Source organism: Campylobacter coli (assembly GCF_009730395.1).
GTDB lineage: Bacteria > Campylobacterota > Campylobacteria > Campylobacterales > Campylobacteraceae > Campylobacter_D > Campylobacter_D coli.
The window spans coordinates 633,399-649,368 of record NZ_CP046317.1 but is presented as its reverse complement, the minus strand read 5'-3'; the positions used below and the strand labels follow the sequence as shown (position 1 = coordinate 649,368).

The following is a 15,970-nucleotide window of genomic DNA, read 5'->3' as shown; positions in this document are numbered from 1 at the left end:
TGAGTGTGTTAAAATAAGATATAATTTATATTATTTAAATAATTTTAAACAAAAATAAAGTAAAATAAAATAAATTTTTAAAGAAAGAAAAAAATGTTTAGAACTATAGGTTTTAAAGTTTCTGCGGCGATTTTTGTTGTTTTGGTGTTGAGTTTTATTGCTATGCAATTGATTTTAAATTTAGACTTTAAAAATACCGCAGATAAGATGAGTAAATCTAATTTAAATACCGTTAGTTCTTCTGTCTTTCAAACCATGAGAATGGCTATGAATTTAGGTGATCCTGAAAAAATTCAAGAAGCCATTGAAGATGCTAAAACGATAGAAGGTATTAGTGATATTAAAATTTACCCTTCGAAAGAAACCATAGAACTTTTTGAGATTAAAAACCCTAAAATTTCACAAGAAAAGCTCATTATAGATCAATTTACACAGCCTAATTTAATTTCTTTAGAGCAAAAGCTTGATAATATTAATCACCTAAGGCTTATTCGTCCTTTGATCGCAGATGAGAGTTGTATAGCTTGTCATGCCAATGCAAATTTGGGTAGTGTTTTGGGTGTTATGGATGTATATCATTCTTTAGAAAACATAGAAAAAGATATTGTAAAAACGAGTAGATCTTATATAGTGATTTTTACTATAGCTTTAATTTTTACGCTTGTAGTGGTACTTTTTGTGCTTAAAATGGTTGTAGGAAATCCTATTATGGAACTTTTAAGCCATGCCAAAGAATTAGCACAAGGAAGTGGGAATTTAAGAGCTAGGATAAGGGTTAAAGGGCGTGATGAAATCGCTAAAGCATGCGAGTATATTAACCAATTTATAGAGAAAACTCAAAAAACAGTAAGCAGTGCAAGTCTTAACTCCAAAAATGTAGAAAAACAAAGCATACTTTTAAATTCTAATGCTATAGAGCTTAATGAAATTTCAACTTCTAGTCATCAAAAGATAGATTCTAGTTTTAAGCTAGGCGTTGATATAGGGGCGGATTTGGATGAAATATCTAATCTTTCTAGCGATGCAAATAAAGCAAATGATAAATCTTATCAGCTCTTAGATCAGATGATACACTCACTTCTTGAAATTGATAAAAAAGTAAGTGATTTAGTGCAAAATGAAAACAACTTGGCACTAAAAATTGAAAATATGGTCAAATATGCACAAAATATACAAAAAGCTACACAAATGATGGGCGAAATAGCAGACAAAACCAATCTTTTATCTTTAAATGCAGGTATAGAATCTGCTAGAGCGGGTAGTTATGGTAAAGGTTTTTCTGTCATTGCTGAAGATATTAGAGCTTTGGCTAATAATAGTGAGGAATTTTTACACAATGTAGAGCTTATAATCAAAGAACTCCTAGAGAGCATACAAGAGGTTACTAAGGAACTTAAGGAAAATTCTCATAGTATTTTTTCACTCAATGAAAATACCCATTTGCTTACAAGTAGTGCAAACGAAGTAAAACTTTGCAATCAAAATTCTAAAAATCTTGTGACCCAATGCACTCAGAGGATTAAAATTTCGCAAGAAAATATTCAAAATTTGCTTATACATATGCGAGAAAATGTTGAAGCAAGCGGTAAAAATGAGGAAATCTCTAAAATTCTACTTCAAGTCGCAGATGAGTTAAAAATAGTGTGTCATAATTTAGAAAGTGAATTGAGTCAATTTCAAATTTAAAGGAAAAATATGAAAAAAACTTTGCAAATTGTTTTAGCTGCAGCTTTTTTTGCTGGTTGTGCTAGCACTTCTGTAAATTCAAAGTCAACTTCTAAAATCAGCAATGAATTTATGCAAAATCAGCTTTTTGAAATAGATAAAATCGTAGTTAATGGTAAAACCTTTGATCCTAAAAATGCTGAAGAAAACCCAAATATCAGTTTTGAAAATAATAAATTTTATGGTTATGCAGGATGTAATCGTTTCTTTGGTTCTTATCAAAGTAATGAAAATACTTTAGAAATTCAAGGAGATCGTGTCGCTTCAACTCAAATGCTTTGCCATCCTTTGGATGTTATGGAATTTGAAAATGCTTTTCTTTCAAATTTTAAAGGAAGTTTTACAATTTCAAATAAAAATGGCAAATTAATCCTTAACAACGGCGAGATGGAAATATTCTTTAAATAACATGCCACACTCCTTAGTTAGGAGTGTTTTTCTTCGACTTGACAAAAAACTAAAAAATGATACAATTATAATTTTATTATCAAAAAAGGTAGTTAAATGATAAAATCAATTCCCGAATGGAGTGAGCAAGAATATTTAATGCTTTCTTTACCTCATGAAAAGAGTGATTGGAAGCCTTATTTAGGAGAGATTATACAGGCTTATAAGGATTTTGTTAAAGCAGCAAGTGAATTTCAAAAGGTTTTACTTATCGCTCCTAGTAAAAGCGACTTTGCTCCATTTGAAAATATAGCAAATGTAGATTTTTTTGTATGTGATACTAATGATACATGGATACGCGATTTTGGTGCTATTGATATTTTAGAAGACAATCGTTTAAAAGCTCTTGATTTTACTTTTAATGCTTGGGGAAATAAATTTCAAAGCGAGCTAGATAATGAAGTAAATTCTAAACTTTTTAAAGAAAAATTTAATGAAAAGCTTACAAAAATCGATTTTATTTTAGAGGGTGGAAGTATTGATTTTAATGGCGAAGGCGTAATGCTTACAAGCTCCAATTGTCTTTTAAATGAAAACAGAAATTCTCATTTAGACAAAAGCCAAATTGAAGCAAAATTAAAAGAAATTTTTGGCTTAAAACAAATTATTTGGCTAGAAAATGGTTTTATAAAAGGTGATGATACAGATCATCATATCGATACTTTAGCAAGATTTATCGATAAAAATACTATAGCGCATTCTATTTGCGAAGATGAAAAAGATGAGCATTATATACCCTTGCAAAAGATGAAAAAAGAACTTGAAGCCACAGGGTTTAATTTAGTAGAGCTACCCTTGCCAAAGCCTTTGTATTATGAAGAAAGAAGACTTGGAGCCACTTATGCAAATTTTGTTTTTGTAAATGATGCCTTGATTATGCCTTTTTATAAGGATGAAAATGATGAAATCATAAGGCAAAGATTGGCTAAGGCTTTACCTAAACGCAAGATTATAGGCGTAGATGCAAGAGTGTTTTTACGCCAAAATGGCTCTTTACACTGCTCTTGTCAAAACCGCTTCAAGGGTCTAAGATGAATTTACAAAAAAAGGCAACGCTTATAGCAAGTTTATGCGCTATAGTATTGGCTTTGATTAAATTTGTAGTGGGTATAACAAGCGGTTCAGTAGCTGTACTTTCAAGTGCGATTGATTCTTTGATGGACTTTGCAATATCGGCTTTTAACTTTTTAGCCTTAAAAAAAAGTTCTCAAAAAGCAAACGAAAATTATAATTTTGGTTTTTCTAAAATCGAAGCTTTAATGGGACTTTTAGAAGGTGTTTTCATCGTATCAGTAGGGATTTTTATTTTTTATGAAAGTATTTTAAAAATTTATTATAAAGAAGAAATTATTAATTTAAATGCAAGTATTTATGTAATGATTTTTGCTTTAATACTTACTTTTCTACTTGTACTTTTTTTAAATTATGTGGTTAAAAAAACTAAAAGCTTAATTATAGAAAGTGATGCTTTACATTATAAAACAGATTGCTTGACTAATGCTTTTACTTTAGCAGCTTTGGTTTTGATTTATTTTACAAATTTGCATATTATTGATGCGATTTTTGGCATAGTCGTGAGTCTTTATACTGCATTTTCTGCTTTTAAAATTATCAAAAAAGCTTTAGCTTTTTTAATGGATGAGGCTTTGCCTAAGGAGCAGGTTAATCAAATTTGCGCTTTAATATCTAGTAATCCTGAAGTGATTTCTTATCATGAGTTAAAAACGCGTAAAACTCCAAATTGCAATTATTTAAGCGTTCATTTGGTGTTTTGTCCTATAATTTCGCTTTTAAGCGCACATAAAGTTTCAGATGAGATAGAAAATGGTGTGCGTGAAATGTTTAATGGGGAAAAATGGGATATACAAATTCACCTAGATCCTTATGATGATGAAGAACAAGAAAGGCAAAGACAATGAAAATTGCACTAATTCAACAAAAATTTCATTTTACTAAAGAAAAAACCATAGAAAAAACTTGCGAATTTATCGAACAAGCCGCCAAGCAAGGAGCCGAGCTTGTTTGCTTAGGAGAGCTTCATCAAAGCGAGTATTTTTGCCAAAGTGAAAATGTAGATTTTTTTGATTTGGCAAATGATTATGAAAAAGATGTGCAGTTTTGGTCGAGTATAGCAAAGAAGCACGGTGTAGTTTTGCTTACTTCACTTTTTGAAAAAAGAAGCGCGGGGCTTTATCATAATACTGCTGTAGTTTTTGAAAAAGACGGAAGTATAGCAGGAAAATATCGCAAGATGCATATACCTGATGATCCTTGTTTTTATGAAAAATTCTATTTTACCCCAGGTGATTTGGGTTTTGAGCCTATAAATACAAGTTTAGGAAAGCTTGGAGTGCTTGTTTGTTGGGATCAGTGGTATCCTGAAGCAGCTAGACTTATGGCTTTAAAAGGAGCTCAAATTCTGATTTATCCTACTGCTATTGGTTGGTTTGACAAGGATGAAAAAGAAGAAAAACAAAGGCAACTTGGCGCTTGGCTAGGGGTTCAAAAAGGACATGCTATTGCTAATGGTTTATATACTATAGCAGTCAATAGAGTGGGTTTTGAAGAGGATAAAAGTGGTGTAGAAGAGGGGATAAGATTTTGGGGAAATTCTTTTGTTTTTGGACCACAAGGTGAAGAAATTTGTATTTTAGATAGTGAAAATGAATGCATAAAGCTTGTCGATATTGACTTACAAAGAAGTGAAAATGTGCGTCGTTGGTGGCCTTTTTTACGCGATAGACGCATAGAGTATTTTGGTGATTTATCGAAAAGATTTATTGATTAAAAATTTAAAAAGCTCTTTAATAAGGGCTTTTTAAAATTAGTCCGCTTTGTTTTTTAGCTTTTCTAAATAATTTGTAATTTGTTCTTTTTCTTCTTTACTCAAATAAATAAAACTTACCTCTTTAAGTCTTGAAAGCAATAAATTTTCTTTTGAAATTTCATCTTTTCCAATTTCTAAGCTAGTAATAACGCTCGAGCTTATAAGCAGTCTTTGGGTTTCGTCTTTTCTTAATCCCCATATATTGTGCACAGCGACATTTTTATCTGAAATTTTTCCTGCATAAAGCATTATGTGACCAGGCAAATAGAGTAAATTTAAATAAGCTTTTCCAAAACGATCTAAGAAATCTTTTTTTTGAGAATTATCAAGAGTGTTTATATCAAAATGCGTAAAAGAATTTTTTTGCGCAGCTGAATTTCTTGGCAAATAAAGCCCAAAAGCTGAAAAGACATCACGAGTAAGTAAAGAGCAATCTCTTTCAAAATTATAACCGCCCCAGCCATAAGGCAAATTTAAAACTTCAGAAATTTGATTTTTTAAATTTTCATCATTGAAGTTTAGAGGAAAATTACTTGCATTATCTTTAGATATCTTGTATTTTTTAGGGCCTATTTTTCCGTAAAAATAATTCTTATCTTCCTTATAATAAGGATAAAGCGCTCCGATTCTGCTTTCAAAGAAAAAATTTCCATCCTCATCTAAAATAGCTAGTTTTTCTTTTAGGGGTGTAAGAAAGTTAAGCTTTTCATAAATTTGCGCTCTATTGTTAGAGAAAAATTCCAAATCTTTGCTTTCTATAAAACCCACCCCTGCTTCGCTTAATACAAAAGCATAACGCTTATCCTTGCTAAAATGCGAAACTAAAATAGGAGTACCCGCATTTAAAATACTATCGCTTGCATAATCAAAAGGAATTCCTTCATTTTCAAGAAAAGGATTTTTTAAAATCGCTCTTTGCGTAGGGATATTTTTAATAAGGGTGTTTTGTATTACTAAAGCTTTTTTATCAAACTTGCCTAGCTCTTTAGTGTTTGCATTATCTATAGTTTTTTCAAACCATGATAAAGGAATTACTTGCTTGTTAAAGAAATAATAAGTATTTTTAGGATTTGTATATAAAGAAAATGACCAAAAAAGATTTTGATTTTTTAAAGTTTTAAAAGAGCTGTGCCATGGGCTAAAAAAAAGTTGTTTGTATTTTTGAGAATCAAAATTTATATTTTGATTCATTTTGGATAAAATGCTGATATTTTGATCAAATTCGAGTTTTGCATAGTGTGAGTCTTGCTGATCTTTAAAATTTAAAATAGTTTGAGATGGGGCTGGACTTAATTTTGTTTCTTTTATAGAACAAGCGGTAAAAAATAGTGCTGTAAGACAAGGATATAGCCAAATTTTCATAATCAACCTTTTACAAAAAGTAGTTATAATTAAAGCCAAGGAAATATAATGCTTGATAAACTAGAGAAATTTTTAGTCTATGATAATGTTTTTTTAAGTGGTGGCGCAGGCGTTGGGAAAAGTTTTTTAACCAATGAACTCATACGCTCTTACAAAAGACAAGGCAAGGTCGTTATAGCTCTTGGTTCTAGCGCACTTTCAGCATTTAATATAGCAGGGGCAACCTTGCATAGTTTTTTTTGTTTGGGTTATTGTCAAGATATGGATACGCTTAGCGTTTTTGATCGCAATCAAAAACAAAGAGAGAAGATTTTAAAGTTAAAAGAAAATCTTAAAAAAATTGATTTAATCATCATCGATGAAATTTCTATGGTAAGTGCTGATATTTTTGAGATGATAGGTTTTAGATTGAAAAATTCGCAATTTGATGGTAAAATTTTAGTTGTGGGTGATTTTTTTCAATTACCGCCCGTGATTAAAGAGAAAAAAGAAAATCTTTTTTTAAATTCTACCTATGCTTTTTCTTCCTTTTTTTGGAAAGAATTAAAATTTAAAAATATCAAATTAACTCAACCAAAAAGAACGCATAATTTAGAATTTTATGGAAATTTATCCTTGATTAGGCAAGGATTTTTAGATGATAAAATTTTAAATTTTTTTGAAAATTTATGTATCAATACAAAAGAATTAGAAGAATTAGATGATGATTATACCTTGCTTTGTAGTATAAATAAAAAGGTAAATGCTGTCAATGATGATAGATTAAGCAAGCTTGAAAGTCCGCTTGTTTGTTTTAAAGCTGAAATTTGCAAAGAATCTAAAGATATAGATGAGCACAAAATTCAAACTTGGATAAAAAGTTTAAATATTTTAGACGAGCTTAAACTCAAAATAGGCGCACGCGTTATTTTTTGTGTGAATAATTGGGATAAGGGATATTATAATGGCGAGCAAGGCATCATCGAAAGTATCACTTATGAAGAGGATAAGACTTATATTGGTATCATGAAAAACAATGGTATTAAAATTATGCTTGAACCCTATGTATTTTTTATGGAAGAGCTTGAGCAAAATAATAATGAAATGTTTATCAATGTACTTGCAAGCGTAAGTCAATTTCCTATCAAACTAGCTTATGCTATTACCATACATAAATCACAGGGTATGAGTATAGAAAAATTAGTATGCGATATTGATCATATTTTTGAAAACGGACAACTTTATGTGGCTTTATCGCGTGCTATAAATCCTGCTACTCTTAAAATTTATTTTACAAAAAGAATAAATTTTAAAGCCTATTTTGCTAGTATTTTAAAATTTGATATAAGTGTGAGAGAATTTTATCAAAATAATGATTTTTTAGATCTTGAATTGGAAAATAATATCATTTAAAAGGATGAGAATGAAAAAAATATTTTTACTTGCTTTTTTATCTTTAAGCCTTAATGCACAAAGTTTAGAGCTTGATAAAATAAGAACAGATTTATACTCAAAAAGCGGAGCAAATGTACTTAAAAAAATTGAAATTTCTTTAGAATTTGAAGGCGAGAAATTAAAAGAAAATGAAAACAAGCTTACAGATGCGGTAAATACCGTGATTTCTGGATTTTTTTATGAAGATATTTTTACAGAGCTTGGAAAAAATAATTTTAAAAAAACTTTAGAAAAATTTATAGATAAAAAATACAAAATTAAAATCAACGAGATTTATATCTTATCTCTAAGCGGAGTAGAAAAATTTGATTTAGAAGAATTTAAGCGTTTCTTGGCAAGTACTGAAGCTAAGGAAAAAAATGTAGGTAGCGAAGTTAAAAAAGCTCTTGATAATTTAGAACTTCCTCAAACTCCCGCGGTTCCAAATATTTCCAATATAGAAACTCCACAAATAGATCAACTTTTTCAAGATGATAATACACAAAATCAATATGACAATGGAGAAATCGATATCAATACTCTTAATATCCCTAAAATGACTTCAGATATAGAAGAGAAGATAAAGCGAGATTTGATTGCAAATCCACCGCAAATTTTTAAAGAAAATAATAGCTCTGAAGAAAAAGGCTTTGAGTTGAATTTGGATACAAATTCAACAATGCCTTAATCTTAGCGAACCATATCGTAATAATTAGGAAATTTGGGTTTAAAAACTTCAGGATTGATAGTAGGATTTTTGATTTGATGGTTTAGAGTGATTAAAATATCGTTTTCAAATTCATCCTTATAAGCAATACTTTGAATTTCATTATCTTTGAGCGTGATAGTATAATTTATATTTTCATATTTTGCGATCAATTGATTATCGTTTAAATGTTTTGCTTTTTTAAAAATCTCATTGAGATTAGGGATGTTATCAAGATGTGAAAAGACAACTTGTTCTAAATCATGCTCTACTAAAACAATTTGATTTTTATTGATATATATTTCTTTTTTGCTTGGAGTGTCGTAGCTCCAATAAGCTTGTTCTTGACTTAAAGTAAAATGTCCTGAATAGGAAAGCGCCGAATTTTTTGATTTTACTGACTGTGTGAAATTGCTAGAATAGGTATTAAAATTAAGATCAGTAGCTAAAATATGACTTAAAAAAAAGAAAAATAAACAAAATATTTTTTTCATACAATTGCCTTATAAATTTATTTTGGAATTTTTGTAGCATTCTAGCTAATTTTAATTAAATAATCGTTATAATCATAGCTTGAAAAAAATATCAAAAGAGGTTTAAAAATGTTTTTAAATACCTTAAAAGCCGTATTTGGGACAAAAAATGATCGTGAGGTAAAAAAATATCTTAAACGAGTAGCACAAATAAATGCTCTTGAGAGCAAATATCAAAAATTAAATGATGATGAATTAAAGGCTGAATTTGGAAAATTTAAAGAGCAAATTCTAAGCGGAGAAAAAAAAGAAAGTGATATTTTAAATGATGTTTTTGCCATAGTTAGAGAAGTGGGAAAAAGAACTTTAAATATGCGCCATTTTGATGTGCAATTAATCGGCGGTATGGTTTTGCACGATGGAAAAATCGCAGAAATGAAAACAGGGGAGGGTAAAACTCTTGTAGCAACTCTACCTGTTGTGCTAAATGCCATGAGTGGAAAAGGCGTGCATGTGGTTACAGTCAATGATTATTTGGCTAAAAGAGATGCGGAACAAATGAGTGCGATTTATAATTTTTTAGGCTTTAGCGTAGGCGTGATTCTTTCATCTCAAAATAGTGATTTAGAACATAAAAAAGCCTATGATTGTGATATTACTTATGGGACAAATAATGAATTTGGTTTTGATTATTTGCGTGATAATATGAAATTTTCAAAGGCCGAAAAGGTACAAAGAGAACATCATTTTGTTATTGTGGATGAAGTAGATAGTATTTTAATCGATGAAGCAAGAACCCCGCTTATCATCAGTGGCCCTACAAATCGTACTTTAGACGGTTATATCAAGGCAAATGAAGTAGCTAAGCAAATGCAAAGAGGGGAAGCAGTTTTACCTCCTGCTAAGCCTGAGGGTGATTTTATAGTGGATGAAAAAAATCGTAATATCTTAATCACAGAAGCAGGAATTGCCAAAGCTGAAAAATTATTTGGTGTGGAAAATTTATACAGTCTTGATAATGCTATCTTGGCTCATCAGCTTGATCAAGCTTTAAAGGCACACAATCTTTTTGAAAAAGATGTGCATTATGTTCTAAGAAATAACGAAGTAATCATCGTTGATGAATTTACGGGTCGTTTAAGCGAGGGTCGCCGATTTAGCGAAGGACTTCATCAAGCTTTAGAGGCTAAGGAAAATGTAAAAATTCAAGAAGAAAGTCAGACTTTAGCTGATATTACATTTCAAAACTATTTTAGAATGTATGAAAAATTAGCCGGTATGACAGGAACGGCACAAACAGAAGCAACTGAATTTTCCCAAATTTACAGCTTAGATGTTGTTTCTATACCTACAAATATCCCTATCAAAAGACAGGATAAGGATGATTTGATTTATAAAACTCAAAATGAAAAATTTAAAGCTGTAATCGAAGAAATCAAAAAAGCAAACGCTAAAGGACAACCTGTACTTGTAGGAACTGCGAGCATTGAAAGAAGTGAAGTTTTTCACAATATGCTTGTAAAAGAAAAAATTCCTCATCATGTTTTAAATGCTAAAAATCACGAGCAAGAAGCTTTAATTATTCAAGATGCGGGAAAAAAAGGTGCAGTGACTATCGCTACAAATATGGCAGGTCGTGGCGTGGATATAAAAATCGATGATGAGATAAGAGCTTTGGGTGGACTTTATATCATTGGTACAGAAAGACACGAAAGCCGTAGGATTGATAATCAACTTCGTGGTCGTGCCGGAAGACAGGGTGATCCAGGTATTAGCCGTTTTTATTTGAGTTTGGAAGATAATCTTTTAAGAATTTTTGGTGGAGATCGTATCAAAAATATTATGGATCGCTTAGGTATACAAGAGGGTGAACATATAGAATCAAGGATTGTAACAAGAGCGGTTGAAAATGCGCAAAAAAAAGTTGAAAGCTTACATTTTGAAAGTAGAAAGCATTTGCTCGAATATGATGATGTAGCCAATGAACAAAGAAAGACTATCTATCGTTACCGTAATGAACTTTTAGACGAAGAATATGATATCAAAACCAAAATTTCACAAAATATTGCAGAATACAGTACTTATGTCATGAATGATTTTATGATCGAAGAAAGTGGAACAGAATTAAATTTTGAAAATTTAAAAGCTAAAATTTTGGATGAATGTTCCATTGAACTTAAACAAAGTGATTTTGAAAATCTTAGCTTGATTGAAATGCAAGAAAAACTAAGCGAAATACTAGAAAAATCATACGATGAAAAAATGTCAAAATTGGATTCTAAACAGCTTCATCACATAGAGCGCATTTTATATTTGCAAGTTTTAGACAATGCTTGGCGTGAGCATTTATATCAAATGGATATTTTAAAAACAGGTATAGGACTTCGCGGATATAATCAAAAAGATCCTTTAGTAGAATACAAAAAAGAAAGTTATAATCTTTTTTTAGAGCTTGTTAATCGTATCAAATTTGATAGCATCAAATTGCTTTTTAGTGTGAAATTTAACCAAGAAGAAGCACAAAATTTAGAAGAAAAAGCAAATCAAGAAAATGAAGCTTTATTTGAAAAATCAGTAGAAATGGGTGCTAGTGAGGATAATTTAGGCGAAGCTGAATTTAAAAAAGTTCCACGCAATGCTCCTTGTCCTTGTGGAAGCGGTAAAAAATTTAAAGAATGTCATGGAAAAAGTGGGCCTAAACAAGGAATTTTAGCTTGAAAAAAAGCGTTTTAAAATATCTACTTTTTAAATACTTAAGATTTGATAAAGAGCAACCCTTTATCAATCTCTCTATGCTTTTAGCTTTTCTAGGAGTTTGTGTAGGACTTTGTGTTTTACTTGTGGCAATGGCTATCATGAATGGCTTTGATAAAGAATTTGAAAAGCGTTTTTTTGTGATGAATTATCCTATTACCATAGTGCCAAAATTTTATTCTCCTATGAATGATGATTTGGTAACAGAGCTTAAAAGAGAATTTCCTCATTTGCTTTTTAGTCCGTATATTAGCACTCAAGTTGTAGCAAAAGCAGACAATCGCTTTGAAGGAGGTGTCCTTTTTGGCGTGAATTTCAACGATGAAGTTAAGATCAATGAAGTGGTAGCTAAAGCTTTAAAAGATAAGAATTTAAGCGGCTTTGATATACTTGTGGGTTCGGTGCTTGCAGATGAACTTAATTTACATAAAAACGACAAACTTTCACTTATCTTTTCAAATCTTAGCCCCAGTGGATTTTCTTTGGTTCCACAAGCTAAACGCTTTGATGTGAAAGCGCGTTTCACTTCAGGGCTTATATTTTATGATAAAGCTTATATGTATACGGATGTAAACGCACTTCGAAAAGTACTTGGTATTAGCAATCAACAAAGTTATGATGGCGTACATGTTTATAGCGAAAATGCATTTAAGGATGTAGAAAAACTTAAATCCTACCTAAAGAGTGATTATGCTGTTGTAGGCTGGTGGGAACAAAATCAAAACTTCTTTTCTGCTCTTAAGCTTGAAAAAAGAGCGCTTTTTATTGTTTTGATGCTTATTATCTTGGTGGCAAGCTTAAATATAGTGAGTTCTTTACTGATGATAGTAATGAATCGTCGCACCGAAATCGCACTTTTACTTGCTTTAGGTGCTAGTAAATTAGAAGTTAAGAAAAGCTTTTTTGCCTTAGGCATGCTAATAGGTGGTGGCGGTATGATCATAGGAATCATACTCGCATTTTTTGCTTTGTGGCTTTTAGGAAATTTTGATATTGTCACCTTGCCCGCAGATGTTTATGGTACGAGCAAATTACCGCTTGATTTATCTGTGATGGATTTTTCTTTAACCTTGGTGGGTGCTTTGATAATCATTGCTTTATCTTCTTATTATCCTGCTAAAAAAGCAACACAAATCAATGTTTTAGATACTTTAAGAAACGAATAGGGAAAAAAGATGGAGCAAAAATTTGACGAAAATAAATTCATGCAAGAGTATGCTAGAAATCAAAGATTAAAATCTCTTACTTTAAAAGGTGTTTTGATTTTTATTATAAGCATAGTTTTACTTATTCCTTTATTGATGTTAAAAACCTTAGTAGAAGATAGAAAATATAATGCACAAAATGTTATTTCATTGATGGGAAAAGCTTGGGGTAGTGATGAGTTTTATACGCCAAGTTTAAATGAAAAAATTTTGCCTAATAAATTAGAGCTTTGGGTGGATTTAAAATATCAAGAACGCATTAAGGGTATTTATAAAATTCCGCTTTATACTGCTTTCGTGGATTTTAATGCAAGTTTTAATATGGAAAATTTAAGCAATTTTGATGAAAATTCTATCCAATTTTCAAATGGAAATTTAAAAGATTTACAATTTAATATCTTAAAAGATGTTTTATGGGTAAGTGGAACTTTACAATTAAAAGGTTATGGCTCTTTTGATGCTAATATGCAAGCTAAAGAAAATATCATACATATAAACTCAAATGCTACAAACCCTTCCTTTGAATATGCTTTGCCAAATGATTATTCTATCGATAAAAAGGGCTTTAGTGCTTTTTATGAATTTCAAAATAGCATCTCAAATGATAGGGTGGAGAAAAGAAGATTGAGTGTTGAGTTTTATCAAGGGGTGGATGAGTATCGCTTGATCGATCGTATGATAAAATATGGGTATTTGTTTATTATTTTAACTTTCTTGGTGTTGTTTTTATGCGAGCTTGCTTCAAAGAAAAATGTTATTTTACTTCAATACGCGATTTTAGGAGTAAGTTTGATAGTATTTTACCTTATGCTTTTAAGTTTTAGCGAGCGCATAGGATTTAATTTTGCTTATCTTTTTTCAAGCTTGGCTATAATTATACCTTTATCACTTTACACTTTAAGCATCATGGGGCAAAAGCGTTTTGCTATAGTAATGGCTACGATTTTATTTATTTTATATTTATGTTTGTTTATTATGTTAAAGCAAGATGAATATGCATTATTGATAGGAACCTTTATAGCTATGTTTGGAATTTATGCAGCTATGTATTTTACTAGAAATTTAAATAAAGATTATCATCAAGGATGATTTTTTTCTTAATGATAATCTTGTATTAGACTTTTTAAAATCACTCCATCAAGTCTTAATTCATAAGCTTTTTCAAGCTTATGTAAATTTTCTACTAGGAGTAAAATTTTGCTATCAAAGAGATAAAATTCCGCTACTTCAGAAGCAAAACGAGCTAAATTTTCATCATCAAAAAGTAAAAATTTAGCCCCTAAAGCATTGCTTAGAAAAATTTCATTTTTATCTTGTATCAAAACAGCAAAATCCAAATTTTCATTTTTTGCATTTTGGATGATTTCTTCATTATACAAAAAGCAAGAAATTTGATCTTTTTTTAGTTTTTTGCTTTCATCAATAAAGCAAAAATTTGAATTTTGTGTTAATAAATAGTGTCCTAAAATCAGCATTTTAGTTTCCTTATTTTGTTTTTATAATCATAGTGAAGTTTAACTTATAAAAAATTTTAAAATTAGAGCTTAATTAAATTTAATTAGACTTTGGCTAAAATATCTACAATAAAAGGAGAAAACTTGTCTTTATTTATACAAAAATGTAAAAATTTTAAATTTCAAGCACCACTTTCTAAAAAAACGATATTTTTTAATTCTTTGGTTTTAATTTTTATTTTAAGCTTATTTTTTTATTTTAGCTTTAGTGTGAGTGCTTATCATTTCAATTTTGTTTCTTTACTAGAATATAAAAATAAAATTATCTATGGTTTTTTTCAAACCCTATCTGTTAGTTTTTTTGCTTTAATATGCAGTATATTTTTGGGGATTATAATTTGCTTTTTTTCTTTAAGTAAGATTATTATTTTGAGATTTTTTGCTACTTTATATGTGGAGCTTATACGAGGAACCCCCTTGCTTGTGCAAGTGCTTTTAGTTTTTTATATCATTGCAAATAGCTTAGGATTTGATGATCGCTACATCGTAGGGATATTTATCCTTTCCATGTTTTCAGCAGCTTATTTATCTGAAATTTTTAGAGCAGGGATTTTAAGTGTACCTATCATTCAAATAGAAAGCGCTAGGGCTTTAGGACTTAGCGAAAGGCAAATTTTTTTATACATCATTTTTCCTCAAGCTATTAAAAATATTTTAGCTCCTATTAGTGGGCAACTTGCTAACCTTATCAAAGACAGTTCTTTATTAAGCGTGATTGCACTTAATGAGCTTACCCAAAGTATACAAGAAGTGAATTCATATATCTTTGCAACCTTGGAAGGATATATCGTTTTAGCTTTTGCATATCTTATCTTAACCTTACCTATAGGTGTATTTTCACGCTATTTAGAAAGAAAATATCAAAAATAAGCTAAATTTCCTTGACAAATCGATATATATTTTGGCATAATCACATTTTCATTTAAAAAATGTCTCGTTAGCTCAGCCGGTAGAGCATCTCCCTTTTAAGGAGGGGGCCGTTGGTTCGAATCCAACACGGGACACCATTTATTTTTTAAGGTCGCTTAGCTCAGTTGGTAGAGCGCCACCCTTACAAGGTGGATGTCATAAGTTCGAGTCTTATAGTGACCACCATTAAATTATTACTTCTTAGGTGCAGCGGTAGTTCAGCTGGTTAGAATGCCGCCCTGTCACGGCGGAGGTCGCGGGTTCGAGCCCCGTCCGCTGCGCCATATGTCTCGTTAGCTCAGCCGGTAGAGCATCTCCCTTTTAAGGAGGGGGCCGTTGGTTCGAATCCAACACGGGACACCACTTATCGGGTTTAGACCCTTTCGTCTAGTGGCCCAGGACAACACTCTCTCTGTGTGGAAACAGAGGTTCAAATCCTCTAGGGGTCGCCAAAAATTAAGGTCGCTTAGCTCAGTTGGTAGAGCGCCACCCTTACAAGGTGGATGTCATAAGTTCGAGTCTTATAGCGACCACCATTAAATTATTACTTCTTAGGTGCAGCGGTAGTTCAGCTGGTTAGAATGCCGCCCTGTCACGGCGGAGGTCGCGGGTTCGAGCCCCGTCCGCTGCGCCAT

At 31.1% G+C, this 15,970-nt stretch carries 14 protein-coding genes and 7 tRNA genes; 18 read left to right on the top strand and 3 right to left on the bottom strand.

Translation table 11 applies throughout. From position 1 onward, the window contains the following. Positions 1–93 precede the first annotated feature (93 nt). The 5 genes from FOC43_RS03245 (at position 94) to FOC43_RS03225 (ending at position 4,960) form a co-directional block, all read left to right on the top strand. A complete protein-coding gene (locus FOC43_RS03245) occupies positions 94–1,686 on the top strand; it encodes a methyl-accepting chemotaxis protein (RefSeq protein WP_004284123.1) in 1,593 nt (530 codons plus the stop codon). 9 nt (positions 1,687–1,695) lie between these two features. After that, a complete protein-coding gene (locus FOC43_RS03240) occupies positions 1,696–2,133 on the top strand; it encodes an META domain-containing protein (protein ID WP_002776884.1) in 438 nt (145 codons plus the stop codon). Positions 2,134–2,229: 96 nt separating this feature from the next. Next, entirely contained in the window at positions 2,230–3,207 is a 978-nt protein-coding gene (locus FOC43_RS03235) for an agmatine deiminase family protein (RefSeq protein WP_002786186.1), read from the top strand. Next, positions 3,204–4,091 carry a cation diffusion facilitator family transporter gene (locus FOC43_RS03230; RefSeq protein WP_002784760.1) on the top strand — a complete coding sequence of 296 codons (888 nt, stop codon included), beginning with the start codon at positions 3,204–3,206 and terminating at the stop codon, positions 4,089–4,091. The genes FOC43_RS03235 and FOC43_RS03230 overlap by 4 nt, the downstream gene beginning before the upstream one ends. Next, complete coding sequence (locus FOC43_RS03225; protein ID WP_002782288.1) at positions 4,088–4,960, top strand: N-carbamoylputrescine amidohydrolase; 873 nt, start codon at positions 4,088–4,090, stop codon at positions 4,958–4,960. The genes FOC43_RS03230 and FOC43_RS03225 overlap by 4 nt, the downstream gene beginning before the upstream one ends. Positions 4,961–4,996: 36 nt before the next feature. On the opposite strand, the gene FOC43_RS03220 is transcribed toward FOC43_RS03225, so the two are convergent. Further along, positions 4,997–6,361, bottom strand: coding sequence for an SH3 domain-containing C40 family peptidase (locus tag FOC43_RS03220; protein WP_002795388.1), 1,365 nt, complete (start codon positions 6,359–6,361; stop codon positions 4,997–4,999). A 48-nt stretch (positions 6,362–6,409) separates the two neighbouring features. Between FOC43_RS03220 and FOC43_RS03215 the strand changes: the two genes are divergently transcribed. Together FOC43_RS03215 and FOC43_RS03210 are read left to right on the top strand one after the other, a co-directional pair. After that, complete coding sequence (locus tag FOC43_RS03215; RefSeq protein ID WP_002786184.1) at positions 6,410–7,753, top strand: ATP-dependent DNA helicase; 1,344 nt, start codon at positions 6,410–6,412, stop codon at positions 7,751–7,753. Positions 7,754–7,763: 10 nt separating this feature from the next. Further along, positions 7,764–8,462, top strand: coding sequence for a hypothetical protein (locus tag FOC43_RS03210; protein WP_002776904.1), 699 nt, complete (start codon positions 7,764–7,766; stop codon positions 8,460–8,462). 2 nt (positions 8,463–8,464) lie between these two features. On the opposite strand, the gene lolA is transcribed toward FOC43_RS03210, so the two are convergent. Then, complete coding sequence (gene lolA, locus FOC43_RS03205) at positions 8,465–8,974, bottom strand: LolA-like outer membrane lipoprotein chaperone (RefSeq protein WP_002782292.1); 510 nt, start codon at positions 8,972–8,974, stop codon at positions 8,465–8,467. Between the two features lie 108 nt (positions 8,975–9,082). Here lolA and secA point away from each other — a divergent pair, with 108 nt between their 5' ends. The 3 genes from secA to FOC43_RS03190 are packed head-to-tail and all read left to right on the top strand — an operon-like array spanning position 9,083 to position 14,001. After that, positions 9,083–11,671, top strand: a complete 2,589-nt coding sequence (secA, locus tag FOC43_RS03200) for a preprotein translocase subunit SecA (RefSeq protein WP_004284114.1) — start codon at positions 9,083–9,085, stop codon at positions 11,669–11,671. Beyond that, positions 11,668–12,873, top strand: a complete 1,206-nt coding sequence (locus tag FOC43_RS03195; protein ID WP_002823121.1) for an ABC transporter permease — start codon at positions 11,668–11,670, stop codon at positions 12,871–12,873. The genes secA and FOC43_RS03195 overlap by 4 nt, the downstream gene beginning before the upstream one ends. A 9-nt stretch (positions 12,874–12,882) precedes the next feature. Beyond that, positions 12,883–14,001 carry an inner membrane CreD family protein gene (locus tag FOC43_RS03190; RefSeq protein ID WP_004284111.1) on the top strand — a complete coding sequence of 373 codons (1,119 nt, stop codon included), beginning with the start codon at positions 12,883–12,885 and terminating at the stop codon, positions 13,999–14,001. An 8-nt stretch (positions 14,002–14,009) separates the two neighbouring features. On the opposite strand, the gene FOC43_RS03185 is transcribed toward FOC43_RS03190, so the two are convergent. Further along, positions 14,010–14,387, bottom strand: coding sequence for a hypothetical protein (locus FOC43_RS03185; protein ID WP_002776914.1), 378 nt, complete (start codon positions 14,385–14,387; stop codon positions 14,010–14,012). Between the two features lie 123 nt (positions 14,388–14,510). Here FOC43_RS03185 and FOC43_RS03180 point away from each other — a divergent pair, with 123 nt between their 5' ends. From FOC43_RS03180 to FOC43_RS03145, 8 genes are all read left to right on the top strand, one after another. Next, on the top strand, positions 14,511–15,296 hold the full coding sequence (locus FOC43_RS03180; protein WP_002811266.1) for an amino acid ABC transporter permease: 786 nt from the start codon (positions 14,511–14,513) through the stop codon (positions 15,294–15,296). Positions 15,297–15,357: 61 nt separating this feature from the next. Then, positions 15,358–15,433: transfer RNA gene (locus tag FOC43_RS03175), tRNA-Lys, on the top strand. A gap of 12 nt (positions 15,434–15,445) precedes the next feature. Then, positions 15,446–15,521: transfer RNA gene (locus tag FOC43_RS03170), tRNA-Val, on the top strand. A gap of 21 nt (positions 15,522–15,542) precedes the next feature. After that, a tRNA-Asp gene (locus FOC43_RS03165) sits at positions 15,543–15,619 on the top strand. 3 nt (positions 15,620–15,622) lie between these two features. Then, positions 15,623–15,698: transfer RNA gene (locus FOC43_RS03160), tRNA-Lys, on the top strand. 13 nt (positions 15,699–15,711) lie between these two features. Next, positions 15,712–15,787: transfer RNA gene (locus FOC43_RS03155), tRNA-Arg, on the top strand. Positions 15,788–15,795: 8 nt separating this feature from the next. Further along, positions 15,796–15,871: transfer RNA gene (locus FOC43_RS03150), tRNA-Val, on the top strand. A 21-nt stretch (positions 15,872–15,892) separates the two neighbouring features. Continuing rightward, positions 15,893–15,969 (top strand) — tRNA-Asp (locus FOC43_RS03145). Position 15,970 lies beyond the last annotated feature (1 nt).

What these genes read in the sequence shown, in the direction of transcription:
- FOC43_RS03245 (WP_004284123.1), top strand. Translation starts at nt 94, where the DNA reads ATGTTTAGAACTATAGGTTTTAAAGTTTCTGCGGCGATTTTTGTTGTT.
- FOC43_RS03240 (WP_002776884.1), top strand. Translation starts at nt 1,696, where the DNA reads ATGAAAAAAACTTTGCAAATTGTTTTAGCTGCAGCTTTTTTTGCTGGT.
- FOC43_RS03235 (WP_002786186.1), top strand. Translation starts at nt 2,230, where the DNA reads ATGATAAAATCAATTCCCGAATGGAGTGAGCAAGAATATTTAATGCTT.
- FOC43_RS03230 (WP_002784760.1), top strand. Translation starts at nt 3,204, where the DNA reads ATGAATTTACAAAAAAAGGCAACGCTTATAGCAAGTTTATGCGCTATA.
- FOC43_RS03225 (WP_002782288.1), top strand. Translation starts at nt 4,088, where the DNA reads ATGAAAATTGCACTAATTCAACAAAAATTTCATTTTACTAAAGAAAAA.
- FOC43_RS03220 (WP_002795388.1), bottom strand. Translation starts at nt 6,361, where the DNA reads ATGAAAATTTGGCTATATCCTTGTCTTACAGCACTATTTTTTACCGCT.
- FOC43_RS03215 (WP_002786184.1), top strand. Translation starts at nt 6,410, where the DNA reads ATGCTTGATAAACTAGAGAAATTTTTAGTCTATGATAATGTTTTTTTA.
- FOC43_RS03210 (WP_002776904.1), top strand. Translation starts at nt 7,764, where the DNA reads ATGAAAAAAATATTTTTACTTGCTTTTTTATCTTTAAGCCTTAATGCA.
- lolA (WP_002782292.1), bottom strand. Translation starts at nt 8,974, where the DNA reads ATGAAAAAAATATTTTGTTTATTTTTCTTTTTTTTAAGTCATATTTTA.
- secA (WP_004284114.1), top strand. Translation starts at nt 9,083, where the DNA reads ATGTTTTTAAATACCTTAAAAGCCGTATTTGGGACAAAAAATGATCGT.
- FOC43_RS03190 (WP_004284111.1), top strand. Translation starts at nt 12,883, where the DNA reads ATGGAGCAAAAATTTGACGAAAATAAATTCATGCAAGAGTATGCTAGA.
- FOC43_RS03185 (WP_002776914.1), bottom strand. Translation starts at nt 14,387, where the DNA reads ATGCTGATTTTAGGACACTATTTATTAACACAAAATTCAAATTTTTGC.